The sequence below is a fragment of the Streptomyces sp. NPDC048484 genome (assembly GCF_040651415.1).
In the GTDB taxonomy this organism is placed as follows: domain Bacteria; phylum Actinomycetota; class Actinomycetes; order Streptomycetales; family Streptomycetaceae; genus Streptomyces.
This window is the reverse complement of sequence record NZ_JBEZJY010000060.1, coordinates 29,242-45,847: the sequence shown is the minus strand read 5'-3', so window position 1 is coordinate 45,847 and position 16,606 is coordinate 29,242. Positions and strand designations below refer to the sequence as shown.

General features: G+C 68.1%; 18 protein-coding genes. 10 read left to right on the top strand and 8 right to left on the bottom strand.

What is annotated here, in order from left to right; all coding sequences use genetic code 11:
• Window positions 1-308: 308 nt before the first annotated feature.
• The 3 genes from AB0D14_RS39230 to AB0D14_RS39220 all read left to right on the top strand — a co-directional run bounded on the left by AB0D14_RS39230 (window position 309) and on the right by AB0D14_RS39220 (window position 1,681).
• Window positions 309-437, top strand: a complete 129-nt coding sequence (locus tag AB0D14_RS39230; protein WP_362788502.1) for a hypothetical protein — start codon at window positions 309-311, stop codon at window positions 435-437.
• Between the two features lie 72 nt (window positions 438-509).
• The gene (locus AB0D14_RS39225) at window positions 510-806 is read left to right on the top strand and encodes a TnsA-like heteromeric transposase endonuclease subunit (protein WP_362788513.1); all 297 of its coding nucleotides are present in this window, start codon (window positions 510-512) and stop codon (window positions 804-806) included.
• Between the two features lie 521 nt (window positions 807-1,327).
• The gene (locus tag AB0D14_RS39220; RefSeq protein WP_362788499.1) at window positions 1,328-1,681 is read left to right on the top strand and encodes a transposase; all 354 of its coding nucleotides are present in this window, start codon (window positions 1,328-1,330) and stop codon (window positions 1,679-1,681) included.
• Between the two features lie 35 nt (window positions 1,682-1,716).
• Here the strand turns inward: AB0D14_RS39220 and AB0D14_RS39215 are convergent, their stop codons facing one another.
• The 3 genes from AB0D14_RS39215 to AB0D14_RS39205 form a co-directional block, all read right to left on the bottom strand.
• Window positions 1,717-2,160: a hypothetical protein gene (locus tag AB0D14_RS39215; protein ID WP_362788496.1), complete on the bottom strand. Its 444-nt coding sequence runs from the start codon at window positions 2,158-2,160 to the stop codon at window positions 1,717-1,719.
• Window positions 2,161-2,398: 238 nt separating this feature from the next.
• The gene (locus tag AB0D14_RS39210) at window positions 2,399-2,878 is read right to left on the bottom strand and encodes a hypothetical protein (RefSeq protein ID WP_362788493.1); all 480 of its coding nucleotides are present in this window, start codon (window positions 2,876-2,878) and stop codon (window positions 2,399-2,401) included.
• Entirely contained in the window at window positions 2,875-3,330 is a 456-nt protein-coding gene (locus tag AB0D14_RS39205; protein ID WP_362788491.1) for a DUF6228 family protein, read from the bottom strand. Before AB0D14_RS39205 ends, AB0D14_RS39210 begins: the two co-directional genes overlap by 4 nt.
• Window positions 3,331-3,470: 140 nt before the next feature.
• On the opposite strand from AB0D14_RS39205, the gene AB0D14_RS39200 reads away from it, so the two are divergent.
• The gene (locus AB0D14_RS39200; RefSeq protein ID WP_362788488.1) at window positions 3,471-4,160 is read left to right on the top strand and encodes an SMI1/KNR4 family protein; all 690 of its coding nucleotides are present in this window, start codon (window positions 3,471-3,473) and stop codon (window positions 4,158-4,160) included.
• Between the two features lie 219 nt (window positions 4,161-4,379).
• On the opposite strand, the gene AB0D14_RS39195 is transcribed toward AB0D14_RS39200, so the two are convergent.
• The gene (locus tag AB0D14_RS39195) at window positions 4,380-5,459 is read right to left on the bottom strand and encodes a LacI family DNA-binding transcriptional regulator (protein ID WP_362788485.1); all 1,080 of its coding nucleotides are present in this window, start codon (window positions 5,457-5,459) and stop codon (window positions 4,380-4,382) included.
• 195 nt (window positions 5,460-5,654) lie between these two features.
• On the opposite strand from AB0D14_RS39195, the gene AB0D14_RS39190 reads away from it, so the two are divergent.
• From AB0D14_RS39190 to AB0D14_RS39170, 5 genes are all read left to right on the top strand, one after another.
• The gene (locus AB0D14_RS39190) at window positions 5,655-6,581 is read left to right on the top strand and encodes a sugar ABC transporter permease (protein ID WP_362788483.1); all 927 of its coding nucleotides are present in this window, start codon (window positions 5,655-5,657) and stop codon (window positions 6,579-6,581) included.
• 5 nt (window positions 6,582-6,586) lie between these two features.
• Window positions 6,587-7,534 carry a carbohydrate ABC transporter permease gene (locus AB0D14_RS39185; RefSeq protein ID WP_362788480.1) on the top strand — a complete coding sequence of 316 codons (948 nt, stop codon included), beginning with the start codon at window positions 6,587-6,589 and terminating at the stop codon, window positions 7,532-7,534.
• Window positions 7,535-7,617: 83 nt separating this feature from the next.
• A complete protein-coding gene (locus AB0D14_RS39180; protein ID WP_362788477.1) occupies window positions 7,618-8,955 on the top strand; it encodes a sugar ABC transporter substrate-binding protein in 1,338 nt (445 codons plus the stop codon).
• A 52-nt stretch (window positions 8,956-9,007) separates the two neighbouring features.
• Complete coding sequence (locus AB0D14_RS39175) at window positions 9,008-11,050, top strand: beta-galactosidase (RefSeq protein ID WP_362788474.1); 2,043 nt, start codon at window positions 9,008-9,010, stop codon at window positions 11,048-11,050.
• A gap of 142 nt (window positions 11,051-11,192) precedes the next feature.
• Entirely contained in the window at window positions 11,193-13,256 is a 2,064-nt protein-coding gene (locus AB0D14_RS39170; protein ID WP_362788471.1) for a glycoside hydrolase, read from the top strand.
• A 96-nt stretch (window positions 13,257-13,352) separates the two neighbouring features.
• Here AB0D14_RS39170 and AB0D14_RS39165 read toward each other — a convergent pair whose 3' ends face one another.
• Window positions 13,353-13,529 (bottom strand): hypothetical protein, encoded by a 177-nt coding sequence (locus tag AB0D14_RS39165; protein WP_362788468.1) that lies wholly within the window; start codon window positions 13,527-13,529, stop codon window positions 13,353-13,355.
• 335 nt (window positions 13,530-13,864) lie between these two features.
• On the opposite strand from AB0D14_RS39165, the gene AB0D14_RS39160 reads away from it, so the two are divergent.
• Entirely contained in the window at window positions 13,865-14,299 is a 435-nt protein-coding gene (locus AB0D14_RS39160) for an ATP-binding protein (RefSeq protein WP_362788466.1), read from the top strand.
• Between the two features lie 98 nt (window positions 14,300-14,397).
• Here the strand turns inward: AB0D14_RS39160 and AB0D14_RS39155 are convergent, their stop codons facing one another.
• The 3 genes from AB0D14_RS39155 to AB0D14_RS39145 all read right to left on the bottom strand — a co-directional run bounded on the left by AB0D14_RS39155 (window position 14,398) and on the right by AB0D14_RS39145 (window position 16,530).
• Complete coding sequence (locus AB0D14_RS39155; protein WP_362788463.1) at window positions 14,398-14,847, bottom strand: ATP-binding protein; 450 nt, start codon at window positions 14,845-14,847, stop codon at window positions 14,398-14,400.
• A 203-nt stretch (window positions 14,848-15,050) separates the two neighbouring features.
• Window positions 15,051-15,422, bottom strand: a complete 372-nt coding sequence (locus AB0D14_RS39150; protein ID WP_362788460.1) for a PRC-barrel domain-containing protein — start codon at window positions 15,420-15,422, stop codon at window positions 15,051-15,053.
• Between the two features lie 163 nt (window positions 15,423-15,585).
• Window positions 15,586-16,530: a sensor histidine kinase gene (locus AB0D14_RS39145; protein ID WP_362788458.1), complete on the bottom strand. Its 945-nt coding sequence runs from the start codon at window positions 16,528-16,530 to the stop codon at window positions 15,586-15,588.
• Between the last annotated feature and the right edge of the window lie 76 nt (window positions 16,531-16,606).

The following is a 16,606-nucleotide window of genomic DNA, read 5'->3' as shown; positions in this document are numbered from 1 at the left end:
CGGGACGTCCAACAACGGCGCCTGCATGCCCGGCAGTTACCCGTGCCGGCAGATCACCGAACTACCGCAGCAGAGTCGATCTCCAACTGAAGGGCTAGTTGCCCCCATGAGCGGCGTAGGTGGCCCACAGGGTAGCGGGAGCTGTCCCATCGCATTCCAGTTGGCAGATTCGCAGTCCTTCGCGTTCACGGTGGCCGATTCGCATTGGATCTTGCTTCGATCGTGGGGTTTGAGTTCTGATCCACCTGGTTCGCTGCGCAGGGCCTGTCATGGTCGATTGCGGCAGGACCAGCAAGCCGGAGGTGGGGATGGATCTGGGGTTGGTCGACGTCGAGTGGATGGACGGCGACGGCGGGGGTCTGCGCCGGTCGTCGCTGAACGCGGTGCACCGGGTGGAGTTCGAGGCTGCGGCGCCTGTACGTCGGTTCGCTTCGTAGCGCGGACAGCGGCACTTCCCGGGCTGGTACTGGGCGGCGACGATGGGCTCGCTGGTGGGGTTCGAGTCGTGACTGGAGCGGGATCGGGCGATGCTGCTCGATCACGACCGCCGGGTGGTCGGGCTGTCGTCGCAGCCGTTCCGGGCGACGTGGCTGGGGGCAATGCGTCTCGTCTCACATACGCCGGACTATTTCGCCCGGCTGGAGGACGGCTCGGCTGTCGTGATCGACGTCAGGCCGAAGGACCGGGTGAGGCCGCAGGATACGGAGAAGTTCGCGGAGACCGAAGCGATGTGCCAGGCATTGGATGGCTGGTCGTACGTGCTGGTGCACGAGCCGGATCCCGTGGTGATGGCCAACGTCCGCTGACTGTCGGGCTATCACCATCCGCGCCACCGCATCCCCAGCCTGGCCGGGAGACTGCTGGACGCCTTCGACGAGCCGCGGCTTGTGTCCGACGGGTCCCTGGAGGCGGGCGACCCTCTGGAGATACTGCCTGCGCTGGTCCATCTGTTGTGGGCTGGTGAGTTGGAGGCGGATCTGACCGTCCCGCTGGGGGATGGTACGCAGGTTGTCCGCGTGGAGGGGATCGATGGGTGAGATCGCTCCTCGCGGGGTTCTGCGTGTCGGTGACCGGCTTCGCTTCGAGGGCCGAACAGTGCAGGTCGTCGGGCTGGAGGGGATGGTGCTGCGGCTGGTCGGTGAGGACACGGTGGAGATGCCGACGCTGTCGCAGCCTTTCACCCTGAAGTTCACGACCCGCTGGGGCACCGTGCGGCACACCCCGGACTTTCTGGTGCTGTTCCACGGCACCGCGCTGCTGATCGACGTCCGGCCAGCAGATCTGATCAGGCCGGCGCATCCCCCCGGCGTCGGCGGCAGTCCCGCACGTGCTGGGCATCGACGAGTTCGCCCTGCGCCGGGGCCACCGTTACGCCACGATCATCATCGACGCCGCCACGGGCGCGCGTGTCGACGTGCTCGCGGATCGAGTGAAGGAGCCGGTCGCCACCTGGCTGCGCACGCATGCGGGATTCGAGGTGGTGTGCCGGGACGGGGCCGCCAGCTTCGCCCAGGCCATCACGGACGCGGCACCCCACGTCGTGCAGGTCGCGGACCGCCGGCACCTGTGGCATCTGCTCGGCGCCGGGCCGGCTTCCCCCTCCTCCGCCAGCGCATCCTGCTCAGCTGATGCTCCGACAAACCCAACGATCACCGGCTACGAAAATCTTGGAAGACCCTGATTCATGACACTCCCACTTTGGCTGAGCCGATGCCGTCAGTAGCGCACCTCGTGGGCCTCGTATCCCCTGAGTCCCGCTGTGATGAGGGCGGGCACGAGTGTGTCCAGGTACCAGGCAAGGTCGGTGAGTTCCGGTGCCGAGGGAATGGGCCGACGGCCGATGCTGGGAATGAAAGATACATCCGTGCGACCGGCGTGGAACATGAGCATGCCGCCGGTCTTCGCCTCCGCGTGGTAGACGTTGAGGGCCACCGTGTACGGCAGGTTGGCCGTCGAGTCCAACACCGCCAGCGCCTCGTCGATGTGCTCGGGTGTGCTGTCGTACCACTCGTAAGAGTCGTCCTCGTCGTTGACCATGTATGCAACGTGGCCGACTGGTATCACGGCGGACCAACCCAACCTGGTCAGGGCGTCCAGGAGGGCGCGCGCGGTGGTCGGTCGCGTGAAGGTGAAATCGATGTCGGCGTCTCTGGATCCCACGGGGCCTCCATACGGCTTGAGCGATTGCGTTTCCCGCTGTAGGTCCCCGAGCCCACGTTCTGCGGCGAAGACGGCGACGCCACGCCGATGTCGACTGAGTCCTCGCGGTATCTGGCCGGACTGCGTGGCCTGGTCCGTACGTGCTTGTGCCGTCAGCGCCCTTGAAGTCCGTCCACAGCCCGTCGGTGCCCCGGACCAGGGGTGCCTTTCCTCGACATCAGTAGGGGCGCTGTCCTGACTATGTGTCCCAGAGGTGTTGGTGAGTGCGCCAGAGGCGTCTGAGGGTTTCGAGTTCGGTTCGGGGGAAGTGCTCACCCCACTTGCCCCGGTACCCGCTCTCGCCAAAGGTCTGGGCGACCTCGTCGAAGCAGCGGATCACCGCGCGGGAGAGCTGGTCGATGTCGAGCCAGCTTGACCAAATCTCCGTTCCCTTGTTGTCGTGATCGCTGCCATCGCGCAGTTCCAGCACGCGGCTCCAGACATCCTCGCCCTCGCGGTAGAAGATCCACCGGTAGGCCGTCGGCTCGGTCTCGAATTGGACACGGGTCTCCCTTTCGCCCGCGACGAGCCGGACCATCGCGGTCAAGAAATCCTCGGGCGCACTGGTGACGTAGGAGGCGGTGAGCTCGGCCTTTGTCTGATGATCCTCAAGGGTGATGTCGGCCCATCCGTGTGCCCCCAGAGTCCAGGTGATGCGGATGCCGGAGCCGGGTATCACTGCTGCTCTCCGGCGAGGAACTGCCGGATGTCGGAAGCCAGGGAAGCCATCTGCTCGCCGGCCTCCAGCCAGGTGATCACTGATGCGCCCCAGCCGCCCGCGGCCTTCGGCCATGGGTGCAAGGTCCAGGTCAGTCCGACGTACCCGCCGTAGCGGAAGACGGCCGACACCGCCAAGTCCCGGTCATTGGTCTGCCAGCTCCGTTCGCCGTCCCATCCTCGGTAGTCGGCGGCGAGCCCTTCCAGGAACGGGGCGAGATCCCTGTCCCAGATCCAGGCGACGACCTCGTTGACGCGAGCGGTCAGCCCCGGGGCCTTCAGCTCGACGGCATAGTGCACAGAGTCTGCGTCGAAGCTGAACCGGTCGCAGAACGTCACACCGATGGACGCGTTGTCCTGGCAGCGGATCGTCACACGAGGCCTGACGTCAGTGCTGTCGTCGAGAGAGTTCATGGGCGGAACGCTAGGTCAGGACCACGTGCGCCGTCATTCGGATTCATCGCCGTCGGGCGGCTGAACTTCAGATTTGGCCTGTCAGTGTGCGGTGGTCCCCAACAGCTTCCGCTGTCACTGGTTCCCCGTACCGTCTACGCATGGTTGATCAGCAGTGGACCGGTGTACGTCAGCGCGTGGCCGCGTTGGGTACCCAACCGACGAGTAGCAAGGTGTTCGGCTCGCTCGGGCACAGGTGGGCTCTGGAAGACCCGCTGGCCCATGACGGGCTTGCCGAACTCGAAGCGCAGATGGGTGTGCGGTTGCCGGATGACTACCGGAATTTCCTCACCTCCGTGGGCGCAGGCGGCGCGGGTCCCGCATACAGCCTCTTCCCCGTCCGCCGCGTACAAGGCCGCTGGCGCCGGGAAGGAGATGGCGCCGACCTCGCCGACCTGACCATGCTCGCCCGGCCGTTTCCTGACCACGGCCCGGATCCCGAAGACCTCGAAGCACTTCTCGCAGTGCGCCCGGAGGAAGAGGACTTCGAGGAGATCGAGGACTTCGACGACGCCATCGAGGCGTGGGACGAACGCTGGGAACCCCTGATGTTCGCCCCCGAGCGCACCGCCGGCGCCATCGTGATCTCTCACCTCGGCTGCGCCCAAAGGGAGTGGTTGATCATCAGCGGCACCCACCGCGGCACCATCTGGTCCGACTGCCGGGCAGATGACACCGACCTCGTCCCGCTCCTCGGCCAGGCCGGGAAGCCGGTCACCTTCGCCCGCTGGTACATCGACTGGCTGCAACAGGCGGAGCTCACTACACACCAGCCATCTACGAACGCCTGACACTGAGCACCCGGGACGCACGACTCTGCGCCGTCGTCACAATGAGTGTTGTAGTTGTCCACACGGGCCAACTGCAACACTCAGTCACAGCCGCGACCGTCCCCGCAGCCGCGAAAAGCCGAGCCCGCCGGACGCCGGGATCCGCGCAAGGCGGGCGCGAGCCCAAGGCGGGCGCGAGCCACGACAGACGGGCGGCGGCGGAAGACGGGCCCGGCGGCTTCACCGCGGCCGCGGCGCCGCCGTGCTGTCGCGCACCACGAGCCGCGTGGACACGAGTGTGGTCCCGTGCTCCGGCGCGTCCTGGCCCATCTGCCGCAGCACACCCTCGACGCAGCGCCGGCCCACCTCGGCGAAGTCCTGGTGGACCGTGGTCAGGGGTGGCAGGAAGGAGCCGGCCTCGGGGATGTCGTCGAAGCCTATGACGCTGACGTCGTCGGGCACGTGCCGGCCCCGCTCGTGCAGCGCCCGCAGCAGGCCGAGCGCCATCTGGTCGTTGGCCGCGAACACCGCGGTGCAGTCCCGCTGTCCGGCCAGTTCGAGACCGGCCCGGTAGCCGGACTCGGCCGACCAGTCGCCGCGTACCAGTGGGGGCGTCGAGCGCCCCGCCCCGGTGAGCTCGGCGCGCCAGGCGTCCGCCCGGCGCTGCGCCGAGAAGGACTCCTCGGGGCCCGCGAGGTGCCAGACCGTGTCGTGGCCGAGGCCGAGCAGGTACCGCACGGCGTCGCGGCTGCCGCCCGCCTGGTCGGCGTCGACCACGGTGTAGCGGTCACCGGCGTCCGAGTCGGCCACCACCACCTTGATGTGCGGCGGCAGCGAGAGGGTCACCGCGTCGAGCAGGTGCACCTCCAGGATGACGATGACGGCATCGACGGCCAGTTCCCCCAGCCGGGAGAACGCGCCACGCACCTCGTCCTGGGTGGGCACGGCGACGGGCAGCAGCGTCACCGCGTAGCCCTCGTGCGCCGCGGAGGTCGCGATCGCCTCCAGCGTGCGGACGTTGCCCGTGGTCGACAGCCCAAAGGTGATGACACCGATGGTGCGGAACTCGCCGCGCTTGAGCGCCCGGGCGGCGCTGTTGGGCCGGTAGCCCAGCTCGCGCATGGCGGCCAGCACCTGCTGCCGTGTCTCCTCGTTCACACCCGCGTAACCGTTGGAGACACGCGAGACCGTCTGCGAGGAGACACCGGCCAACTGGGCGACATCCGCCATGGACGCGCTCTGCGCCCGGCGGGACGCCCGTTTCCTGGTACGCGCCGCGGCCTGCGGTCTGCCCGGCGAGGCACTGTCCGCTGTGTCCACCCGTCTCCCTCGACGTTTCGAACCGTAGTTTCCTCAAATGACCCTTGACCACCGTCAACGGGGCAGTGTAGACATGCCGCCATCAGATGTTTACGTAAACATAACAGGCCAGGGAGTCTTCCAGTTCTTCGTGTTTACGCAAACATCATCGGCGCACGGCGCCGGGTTTCGCGAGAGGGACGAGCGAGGAACGACATGACGACGCTACAACCGCCGGCGGCTGCGAAAGCGCGCACGGCACGGCCCCCCGCGCAAGGGGACCGCCGCTCCTGGACCGGGTGGGGTTTCATCGGTCCCTTCGTGGCCGTGTTCGCCCTCGTCTTCCTGGCCCCGATCGCGTACTCGATCTATCTCAGCCTGTTCCGGGACCAGTTGATCGGCGGCACCCAGTTCGTCGGCCTGGACAACTACCAGCAGGCGCTGCAGGACGACCGGTTCTGGGACTCGCTCGCACGGGTCTCGCTCTTCCTCGCCGTCCAGGTGCCGATCATGCTCTTCGTCGGCCTGCTGATCGCCCTCGCGCTGGACAGCGGCCGCCTCTACGGCACGGACTTCTTCCGCATCACGATCTTCCTGCCGTACGCCGTGCCCGCCGTGGTCGCCACCCTGATGTGGGGCTTCATGTACGGCACCAAGTACGGACTGGTGGGTGACATCAACTCGGCCTTCGATGTCACCCTGCCCGACCCGCTCTCCAGCGACCTGGTGCTGGCGTCGATCGGCAACATCGTCACCTGGGAGTTCATCGGCTACAACATGCTGATCTTCTACTCCGCGCTGAAGGTCATCCCGAACTCGCTCTACGAGGCCGCGGAGATCGACGGCGCCGGACAGATCCGGGTCATCACCGCCATCAAGCTCCCCGCGATCCGCGGTGCCCTCGTCATCGCGACGATCTTCTCGATCATCGGCAGCTTCCAGCTCTTCAACGAGCCGAGCATCCTGCGGCCACTGGCTCGCAACGCCATCACGACCGACTTCACCCCGAACTTCTATACGTACTCGCTGTCCTTCAACGGCCAGCAGCACAACTACTCCGCGGCGGTCGCCATCATCATGGGCCTGATCACCATGGTCATCGCCTATGTCGTGCAGCTTCGCGGCATGCGCAAGGGAGCGTGACCCGCATGAGCAGCCCAGCCACCACCGTCTCCCCGTCCGCATCCGCCCCGGCCACCGGCTCGGCCAAGGGCGTGCCCCGGCTCCGCAAGCGCGGCGACCTCGCCGCCAAGCGCCCCAAGCGCAGCGTCCTGCTGACCGTGCTCACCGGCCTGGTCCTCGTCTACACCGTGGTGCCCCTGGTGTGGCTGGTCATCAGCGCCACCAAGACCCAGGAAGGGCTCGCCGACTCGTCCGGACTGTGGTTCGCCGACGACTTCGCCCTCTGGGACAACATCCGCGACACGTTCACGTACCACGACGGCATCTTCGTCCGCTGGCTGCTGAACACCCTGCTGTACGTCGGGCTCGGTGCCGGCGGTGCCACCTTCCTGGCGATCCTGGGCGGTTACGCGCTGGCCAAGTTCAACTTCCCCGGCAAGCGCGGTGTGTTCGCCGTGGTCATCGGTGCCGTCGCCGTACCGGGAACCGCCCTGGCGGTGCCGACCTTCCTGATGTTCAGCAAGATGGGGCTGACCGACACCCCGTGGGCGGTCATCATCCCCTCGCTGGTCTCGCCCTTCGGCCTGTATCTGATGTGGGTCTTCGCCACCGAGGCGATCCCCGTCGAACTGCTGGAGGCCGCGCGGATCGACGGGGCGGGCGAGGCACGCACCTTCTTCACGGTCGCCCTGCCGCTGCTCGCCCCGGGCATCGTGACCGTGCTGCTGTTCACCACGGTCGCGACCTGGAACAACTACTTCCTGCCGCTGATCATGCTCAAGGACCCGGACTGGTACCCGCTGACCCTGGGCCTGGACTCCTGGAACAACCAGGCCCAGACGATCGGCGGCGACGTGATCTTCAACCTGGTGATCACCGGTTCGCTGCTCACCATCGTGCCGCTGATCGCCGCGTTCCTGCTGCTGCAGAAGTACTGGCAGTCCGGCCTCGCCGCCGGAAGCGTCAAGGAATGACCCGCCTCCGGGCCACCTCCCCCCTCCGTCCCACCTCCTTCACCCTCACCCTGTCCCGCCCACGAAGAAGTGGAAGCACCTCCATGCGCAGAACGACCAGCCGCCTGATGCGCGGCCTCGCTGTCCTCTCCGTCCTCGCCCTGGGCACGACCGCCTGCGGTGGCTCCGACGACGACAGCTCCGGCTCGAAGCCGGTCTCCGCCGGAGACATCCAGGCAGCCCTGAAGAAGGGCGGCTCGATCAAGGTCTGGGCCTGGGAGCCCACGCTCAAGACGGTCGCCGCCGACTTCCAGAAGAAGTACCCCAAGGTCAAGATCAACCTCGTCGGCGAGCGGTCGGGCGACAAGCACTACACCGCCCTGTCGAACGCCATCTCGGCCGAGAAGGGCGTCCCCGACATCGCGCAGGTCGAGTACTTCGCGATGAGCCAGTACTCCCTCACCAAGGGCCTGAGCGACCTGGCCCCCTTCGGCGCCGACAAGCTCAAGGCCAAGTACACCCCCGGCCCGTGGAACGCCGTGAGCGAGGGCGACAAGGTCTACGGCCTGCCGATGGACTCCGGCCCCATGGCGCTGTACTACAACAAGAAGATCTTCGACAAGTACAAGGTCGCGGTCCCGACCACCTGGGACGAGTACGTCGACGCGGCTCGCAAGCTGCACAAGGCCGACCCCAAGGTCTTCATCGCCGCCGACGCCGGCGACGCGGGTCTCACCACCAGCCTGCTGTGGCAGGCCGGTTCGCGTCCCTACAAGGTCGACGGCACGAAGGTGAAGATCGACTTCAACGACGCGGGCGCCAAGAAGTACACCGCCACCTGGCAGAAGCTCATCGACGAGAAGCTCGTCGCGCCCATCAACGGCTGGACCGACGACTGGTACAAGGGCCTGGGCGACGGCACTCTCGCCACGCTGCCCAGCGGCGCCTGGATGCCGGCCAACTTCGAGACCGGTGTGAAGAACGCCTCCGGCGACTGGCGAGCGGCCCCGATGCCGGCCTGGACCAAGGGCGACAAGGCGAGCACGGAGAACGGCGGCAGCGCGCTGACCGTGCCCGCGCTGGGCAAGAACAAGGAACTCGCCTACGCCTTCGTCGAGTACGCGAACTCCGGTGCCGGCGTACAGAGCCGTATCAAGGAGGGTGCCTTCCCGGCGACCACCGCGGAGCTCAAGGACGACGCCTTCCTGAACAAGGAGTTCGCGTACTTCGGCGGCCAGAAGGCCAACGAGATCTTCGCCGAGTCCGCGGCCAACGTCGCCTCCGACTGGTCGTACCTGCCCTTCCAGCAGTACGCCAACTCGATCTTCAACGACACCGTCGGCAAGGCCTACGTCGGCAACACCAAGCTCTCCGACGGCCTGAAGTCCTGGCAGGACGCCTCCGTCAAGTACGGCGAGGAGCAGGGCTTCACCGTCGAGTAGCCGACGCGAAGCCCTCCACACCGCCCCCCTGTGCCACCCCGGAAGGACCACGATGATCTCCACCCTCCTGTCCCAGCTGAACGGGCCGGACGGTGACCGCACCCCACGCCTCGCGTACGGCGCCGACTACAACCCCGAGCAGTGGCCGCGCGAGGTGTGGGAGGAGGACGTACGGCTGATGCGGGAGGCCGGCGTCAACCTGGTCTCCGTGGGGATCTTCTCCTGGGCCCGCATCCAGCCGGACCGGGACCAGTGGGACTTCGCGTGGCTCGACGAGGTCATGGACCTGCTGCACGCGGGCGGCATCGGGGTCGATCTGGCCACCGCCACCGCGTCCCCGCCGCCCTGGCTCACCACGGCGCACCCGGAGATCCTTCCGGTGACCGCCTCCGGTGAAACGGTGTGGCCGGGGGCGCGGCAGCACTGGCGGCCCACCTCGCCCGTCTTCCGCGACCACGCCCTGCGCCTGGTACGGAAGATGGCCGAGCGGTACGCGGGACATCCCGCGCTGGTGGCCTGGCACATCTCCAACGAGCTGGGCTGCCACAACATCCACGACTACTCGGACGACGCGGCCCGTTCCTTCCGCGACTGGCTGCGCGCCCGCTACACCACTCTCGACGCCCTCAACCACGCCTGGGGCACGGCCTTCTGGTCGCAGCGTTACAGCGACTGGGCCCAGATACTGCCGCCCCGGCTGGCGGGCTCCCACCCGAACCCCACACAGCAGCTGGACTTCAAGCGCTTCTCCTCCGACGCGCTGAAGGAGTACCTGGTCGCGGAACGGGACGTGCTGCGGGAGATCACGCCGGACGTGCCGGTCACCACCAACTTCATGGTGATGGGCGGCACCAGGGGCATGAACTACCCCGACTGGGCGGGCGAGATCGACTTCGTCTCCAACGACCACTACGTCCACCCGGGCCCGCAGGACCGGGACGAGCTGTCCTTCTCCGCCAACCTCACCAGCGGTATCGCGGGCGGCAGCCCGTGGTTCCTGATGGAGCACTCCACCAGCGCGGTCAACTGGCAGCCCGTCAACGTGGCCAAACTCCCCGGCGACCTGGCCCGCGACTCGCTGCTGCACGTGGCGCACGGCGCCGACGCCGTGTGCTTCTTCCAGTGGCGCCAGTCGGCCGCGGGCGCCGAGAAGTACCACTCGGCGATGGTGCCGCACGCCGGCGCCGACAGCGAGGTCTTCCGCGCGGTCGCCGAACTGGGACAGACGCTCAAGGCGCTGGCACCGGTCGCGGGCTCCGAGCGCGAACCGGCCCGGGTGGGGATCGTCTACGACTGGGAGTCGTGGTGGGCGAGCGAGCAGGACTCGCATCCCACGACCCTCCTCGACTACCGCCAGGAAGCCCTGGACTGGTACGCGGCGCTCCACGCCCTCGGTGTCCGGGCCGACGTCGTGACCACCACGGCCGATCTCGACCGGTACGACGTCCTGATCACACCGGTGCTGCACGTGATCCCGGCCCCGCTGGCCAAGGAGCTCACGCGGTACGTCGAGACCGGCGGCCACCTCGTCACCACGTACTTCTCCGGAGTCGTCGACGAGAACGACCACATCTGGCTCGGTGGCCACCCGGGCGCCCTGCGCGACCTGCTCGGTATCCGCATCGAGGAGTTCGGCCCGCTGCTCGAAGGTGACGCCGTCGAACTGGACGGCGCCGCCACGGGCACCCTGTGGACCGACCGGATCACCGTCACCGACCCCGCGGTGGACGTGCTGGCCCACTACCGCACCGGCGCGTACACGGGACGGCCCGCCGTCACCCGCCGTGCGGTGGGTCGGGGCTCGGCCGCGTACGTATCCACCCGGCTCGGTGCCGAGGGTCTTGCAGGACTGCTGCCGGCGCTGCTCGGCCCGGCCGGAGTGGAGAGTGAACTGCCCGCCGGCGCACGGGGATCGGTCGAGCAGACCGTACGCCGCGGGCCCGACGGCCGCTTCGTGTTCCTGGTCAACCGGACCGACGAGAGCGTGGCCCTGCCCGGTCTCGCCGGAGAGGTCCTGGTGGGCGACACCGACGCCGCAGGCGGTCTCGTCCTGGGATCCAGGGGCGTCGCCGTACTGCACCAGCCCGCCACCTGAGCACACAGTCCTCCCCGTCCTTCCCGTCCTCCCCGCACCACCGACTCCTCGAACAGCTCCGCACCCGTTCGAGGGCGACCCCTCCTGCCCGACGGGCGGGAGGTCCACCGCGCAGCGACCACACCGCAGTTGGGAGCACACGATGGCACGCCGTACCCGCAGCAGACGTCTCCTCGGAGCCGCCGGAGTCACCGCACTGGCCACCGGGGCCGCCCTGACCCTGGCCCCGTCCTCCACCGCCCAGGTATCGGCGGCGGACACCGCCTCGGTCACCGTCCGGCCCGACCCCTCCTACGAGCAGGAGAAGTTCGAGGGCTGGGGCACCAGCCTGGTCTGGTTCGCCAACGCGACCGGCGACTATCCCAAGGAGATACGCGAGAGGCTCGCCAAGCTGCTCTTCGGGGACGACGGGCTCGCGCTGAACATCGCCCGCTACAACATCGGCGGCGGCAACGCCCCCGACGTCAAGGACTATCTCCGCGCCGGCGGAGCGGTGGAGGGCTGGTGGAAGGCTCCAGCCGGCACCACCCGCGAGGACACCGACTGGTGGAGCGCCGACGACCCGGCCGACTGGAACAAGGACGCCGACGCCACACAGCGCTGGTGGGTCGACCGCATCAAGGACGACATCGACCACTGGGAGACCTTCAGCAACTCCCCGCCGTGGTTCATGACGAAGAGCGGCTATGTGTCCGGCGGGTTCAACGCCACCGACGACCAGCTCAAGACCGAGTCCGTCGACGACTTCGCCGCCTATCTGGCGGGCGCGACCAAGCGTCTTGAGAAGGCCGAGGGCATCAAGGTCGACACCGTCGACCCGTTCAACGAGCCCAACACCAACTACTGGAGCACCCGTCTGGGCGCCGACGGCGAGCCCGTCGGCGGCCGCCAGGAAGGCGCCCACATCGGCCCCGGGCTCCAGCAGAAGGTGATCGACGCCCTGGCTCCGGCGCTGCGGAAGGCGAAGGCCAGGGCGGACATCTCGGCGATGGACGAGACCAACCCGTCCATCTTCGCGCAGAACTGGAACACCTACCCGCAGGAAGTGCGGGACCTCGTCAGCCAGATGAACGTCCACACCTACGGCACCGGCCAGCGCACCACCGTACGCGACCTGGCCAAGGCGGCCGACAAGCCGCTGTGGATGAGCGAGGTCGAGGGCGACTGGGGCGACGGCCAGAGCTTCACGGACATGCGGCCGGGGCTCGGTCTCGCCCAGAGCATCGTCGACGACCTGCGTGAACTGGAGCCCAAGGCCTGGGTGTTCTGGCAGCCCGTCGAGGACTACGACAACATGAAGCCGGGCGGCGAGTCCGCCAAGGGCGGCAACTGGGGCAGCATCCAGCTCTCGTTCAGCTGCACGTCGAAGGACACACTCAAGTCCTGCCCGATCTACACGAACACGAAGTTCGACACGGCCCGCAACTTCACGCACTACATCAAGCCCGGTGACCGGCTGATCAAGACGGACGACACGTCCAGCGCGGCCGCCGTCGCCAAGAAGGGCGACAGGGCCACGGTCGTCCACGTCAACAGGACCACCGAGGCCCGCGCGGTCACCGTCGACCTGTCGAAGTTCGGCAAGGTCGGCCGCAACGCCACCGTCACCCCCGTCGTGACCAGCGCCGACGGCAAACTCGACCGTCACAGGGCCGTCAAGGTCAGTGACCGCAGGGCCACCTTCACGGTGCCCGCGCAGTCAGTGACCTCCTTCCTGGTCAAGGGCGTCTCAGGGGTCGCGAAGGACGCCGCCGAGCTGCGCAGGGGCCACACCTACGAGCTGACCGGCGTCCAGAGCGGCAAGGCACTCACGGTGGCCGACAACGGCACCGGCCTCGTCATCAGGAGCGCGACGGACGCGACGGAGGAAGCGGCCGGTCAGCAGTGGAAGCTGCGCCAGATCTCCGGCGACACCGGCAATCGGCAGCGGTACGTGTTCAGCAACCCGGTGGAGGGCAGGCGTCTGGCGGTCCGTGACGGCGCCCCGGTGCTGGAGGCCGACACCGGCCCGCGCGACAAGGCCACCCAGTGGATCATGTCGTCGACCGGCGACGGCACCTGGACCCTCGTCAACGCGGCCACCGGACGGCTTCTCGAAGTCGGCGGCCAGGCCACGCACGAGGGAGCGTCCGTGACGCTGTGGACGCCCAACTCCGGTGCCAACCAGCGCTGGAAGGTCGCGGAGGTGTCCGCCCAGGCGGACTAGGGACCGCGCTGAGATTCGCCCGGACCGCACAACGACAAGAAGTCGTTGTGCGGTCCGCTCTGCTGTGGCGTACGTGCCGGGGCGAGGTGCCGCACCTCACCGCCTGCGGCCTCTGCTCCCCCACCCGCCGCCCACGCCTGCGGTCTGCAGGGCCAGCACGGTCAGGCCGATGAGCATCACGTTCGTCGATGTGAACGTGTCGTTGGTCGCGATGTCCGCGGCGTTGATCAGGAACGCGATGAAGAACAGGACTGCAGCTGCGATGCCTAGCACGATTTCTCCCCTTCTTCGGTTGCGGGACGAGATCAGCTCTCTCCCCGGACCTCCTTGTGCCCCCGCCCGGCCGAAACAGACCCGGGTGACGGTCGGCGGTACGAGTCCGTAGGCCGCGGAACCCGCGTGCGGGCATCACTCACGAACGAGGACCCATGACTCGGTCCGATCGTGGTACTCGGCCACCACACAGGGATCATCAGAGACCGCCGCATTCCGGATTGCCTACCATCCCCACCGGACCCGGACGAGTAAGCCTCTCGCTGTCGGGAAGCAGGAGCGGTGGAAGCAGAGGATCAGTACAGTCCTGCGGGGAATGGGCTGGGGAAGGCGTAATGGCGACCGAGCCGCATTGGGACGACAAACTGCCTTCTGAAGAGAAGTACACCCGGACGACCACCTTCGCCGGCGAGCTGCCCAATGTGACGGGCGCACGACTCGCCACCGAGGAGTTCCTCCTAGCGCTCACGCGCGCTTCACCACCGGCTGCCCCCGAGCACTGGGACGACATTCTGTTGGTCGTCACAGAGCTGGCGGCCAATGCGGTGCAGTACGCGCCTGGCCCGTTCGAGCTACGTCTGCGACGCACGTTCGACGGCGTGCATGTGACGATGCGCGACACCAGCACCACACCGCCCGCACCTCGTCCGTTCCATCCCGGCCGGGGTGGCGGAGGTGTCGGGTGGCACCTGATTCACACGCTGTGTGACCAGGTGAGTGTGGTGGTGACCGACAAGGGCAAGGACATCCACGTCTTCCTGCCGTGGTGAGATCCACCCGCCGGGGGACCTCATCCGGCCCCTGGGGACGGCCTCGGACATCGGCCCTGTCGGCTTGCCCGGGGTGATCTCCGGGCGCGTACCGTCCATCAGACGAGCGGTACCAGCACGCTGACCGTCTTGCCGCCCTCCGGACGCCTCTCGATGGCGATCTCGCGCGCCAGCCTGATGATCACCGGCCAGCCGTAACCGTTGCCGTGGTGCTGCGACGGAAAGCCGCCCGCGCCGAAGGCGGCAGCGGGGACGACATCGCTGTTGTCGTGCACGGCCAGCCGTACTCCCTGACGCGTGGGCGTCACCTCGAAGCCGACCAGCCCGCCTCCGTGCCGAACGGCGTTCGCCGCCAGCTCCGAGACGACCAGCAGGAGATCGATCAGAGCCGCCTCCGTCGCCGTGCGGCCGACCCGGTTCCACTGCTCGAGCACCACGCTCCGCGTGTACACCCGGGCCATCGCCGCGGTCGTGATCGCAGCTGCCGCCGGCGACATCTCCCCGGGCGGGGCCGCGGCCGCGACGGCCGTCGTGTCGGTTCGGTCCATATGCGTCGTGTCCCCGCACTCTGCTTCTTCGATGCCGGGCGCCGGCCCGGGGCCGCCGAGCGGCTTCACGAGCAGGTCACCGTGTCCGGCATGGTCGTCGTTTCCTCTCCCCGCACCCCGTTGGAATTCGCCTTCCCGCTGAATCCGCATCCAGGCGGGCGAATCCCTCAGAGCCTGTGTCGCGCCGGACAAGCCGCACTGGATCAGGTCGTGGTCGTCTGCCGTGGCGGGAGACTCCGGTAGTAGTCGCCCACTCCGGCGAGATACTCCGGGTCCAGCGTCTCGCGGTCGGTCCGGAACCGGGGCGCACCCTTGATCTCCTCCTCGGTGCAAGCCACCTTGATCTCCTGGGCCTCCGCATCGATGGCGGTGACGACCCCCACGGGGATCAGCACACTTCTGCCGAACAGCCAGCCACCGGTGTCGACGATCAGATGCCGCATCCCGGATTCGTCCACCTGCCGGTCCACATGCCCGACCGTCCCGTCGGACGCAGCGACCGTGAATCCCTTGAGCAGCCGTCCCTCCGAGTACCCGCTGACCGATGCGTACGACCAGATCCTGTCGCTGTTCACGTCGCTCCTTCCTTCCCACGCCGTTCTCCTTGGGCAGCAAATACCCTGCCGCCGGATCGGCATTCGCAACCCGCGAGGCGTATCGCCGCTACAGCAGGCACCGGACGTGCCACGTTCGTCGTGCGGCCGAGCAGGACGGCGCCCGGTGGGAAGCGCGTGTGCTTCAGGTCCGGGCGAGGTAACTGCGGACCGTCGTGCCGTCGTCGGCCGTGTGCAGGCGCACCAGATCCGAGAGGTAGTGGACGAGCAGGAGGCCGCGGCCGCCGATCTGGTCGGGGCGTGCGGGACGACGGCCCACAAGGGGGTCGGACAGCCGGCCGAAGTCCTGGACCTGACAGACGATCTGCTCGTTCTCAGCCCACAGGCGCAGCGTTCCCCGCCCGCCCGCGTGCACCACGCTGTTCGTGGTCAGCTCGGCGACGACCAGGGCCAGATCCTGCAGACGGACCGCGTTCATCCCCCGCTCCCGTGCCTCGGCGAGCGCGAAGTCCCGGACGGCCGGCAGTGTTTTCGCGTCGTAGTGGAACGCCGTCGCGCCGGGCGGCGGGTGCAGCGGTTCGTTGCAGCGCGCGAGCACCTTCCAGGGGTCGTACGCGTCGCTGGCCCACTGACGCCCCGCGGTGATGACGGTCGGGTGGGTGGCGTGGGCGTCGGCGAGCACGTCTTCCGGCAGCGCACCGGCATCGTACGGGCACAGGATGGTCACGTCGCGGCCGCTGAACGCCTCGTTGATCAGGGCCTCGTGCTGGACGCAGGCCGGATACTCCGCGACGGTGCGGCCGGGCCAGATCGGTTCGCCGATGATACGGACGCGGACGTCTGTCCGGGCGTCCGCGAAAGCCCGCAGGACGGACGGGATGATGCGGCCGGGGTTCCGGCCGGCCAGAGTCATGTCGACGAGATGTACGGCTTCGGCCGCTCGACCCAGTTCCGCGGTGATCAGTTCGAGCCGCGCGGCGGGAGCGGCCACCGCGACGGGCTCCGACGCCGACAGCCCCTCCAGCACGAAGGGGAGCGTGCCCGCCAGGTACTCGGGGTCGTCACGGTAGAAGAGCGCCGGGTGCATGAACGTGGCGCCGGTTCCCTGCGCGGTGGCTGTCGTCGTCATGCCGGCGCTCCCGTCGCAGACGGTACGGGCCGGATCTCACGACAGCTCCGCCGCCGGGTCCGGGCGGGGTGGGCGG

Coding starts and splice junctions, on each gene's coding strand:
- AB0D14_RS39230 (WP_362788502.1), top strand. CDS start 309: ATGGATCTGGGGTTGGTCGACGTCGAGTGGATGGACGGCGACGGCGGG.
- AB0D14_RS39205 (WP_362788491.1), bottom strand. CDS start 3,330: ATGAACTCTCTCGACGACAGCACTGACGTCAGGCCTCGTGTGACGATC.
- AB0D14_RS39200 (WP_362788488.1), top strand. CDS start 3,471: ATGGTTGATCAGCAGTGGACCGGTGTACGTCAGCGCGTGGCCGCGTTG.
- AB0D14_RS39190 (WP_362788483.1), top strand. CDS start 5,655: ATGACGACGCTACAACCGCCGGCGGCTGCGAAAGCGCGCACGGCACGG.
- AB0D14_RS39185 (WP_362788480.1), top strand. CDS start 6,587: ATGAGCAGCCCAGCCACCACCGTCTCCCCGTCCGCATCCGCCCCGGCC.
- AB0D14_RS39180 (WP_362788477.1), top strand. CDS start 7,618: ATGCGCAGAACGACCAGCCGCCTGATGCGCGGCCTCGCTGTCCTCTCC.
- AB0D14_RS39175 (WP_362788474.1), top strand. CDS start 9,008: ATGATCTCCACCCTCCTGTCCCAGCTGAACGGGCCGGACGGTGACCGC.
- AB0D14_RS39170 (WP_362788471.1), top strand. CDS start 11,193: ATGGCACGCCGTACCCGCAGCAGACGTCTCCTCGGAGCCGCCGGAGTC.
- AB0D14_RS39160 (WP_362788466.1), top strand. CDS start 13,865: ATGGCGACCGAGCCGCATTGGGACGACAAACTGCCTTCTGAAGAGAAG.
- AB0D14_RS39155 (WP_362788463.1), bottom strand. CDS start 14,847: ATGGACCGAACCGACACGACGGCCGTCGCGGCCGCGGCCCCGCCCGGG.
- AB0D14_RS39145 (WP_362788458.1), bottom strand. CDS start 16,530: ATGACGACGACAGCCACCGCGCAGGGAACCGGCGCCACGTTCATGCAC.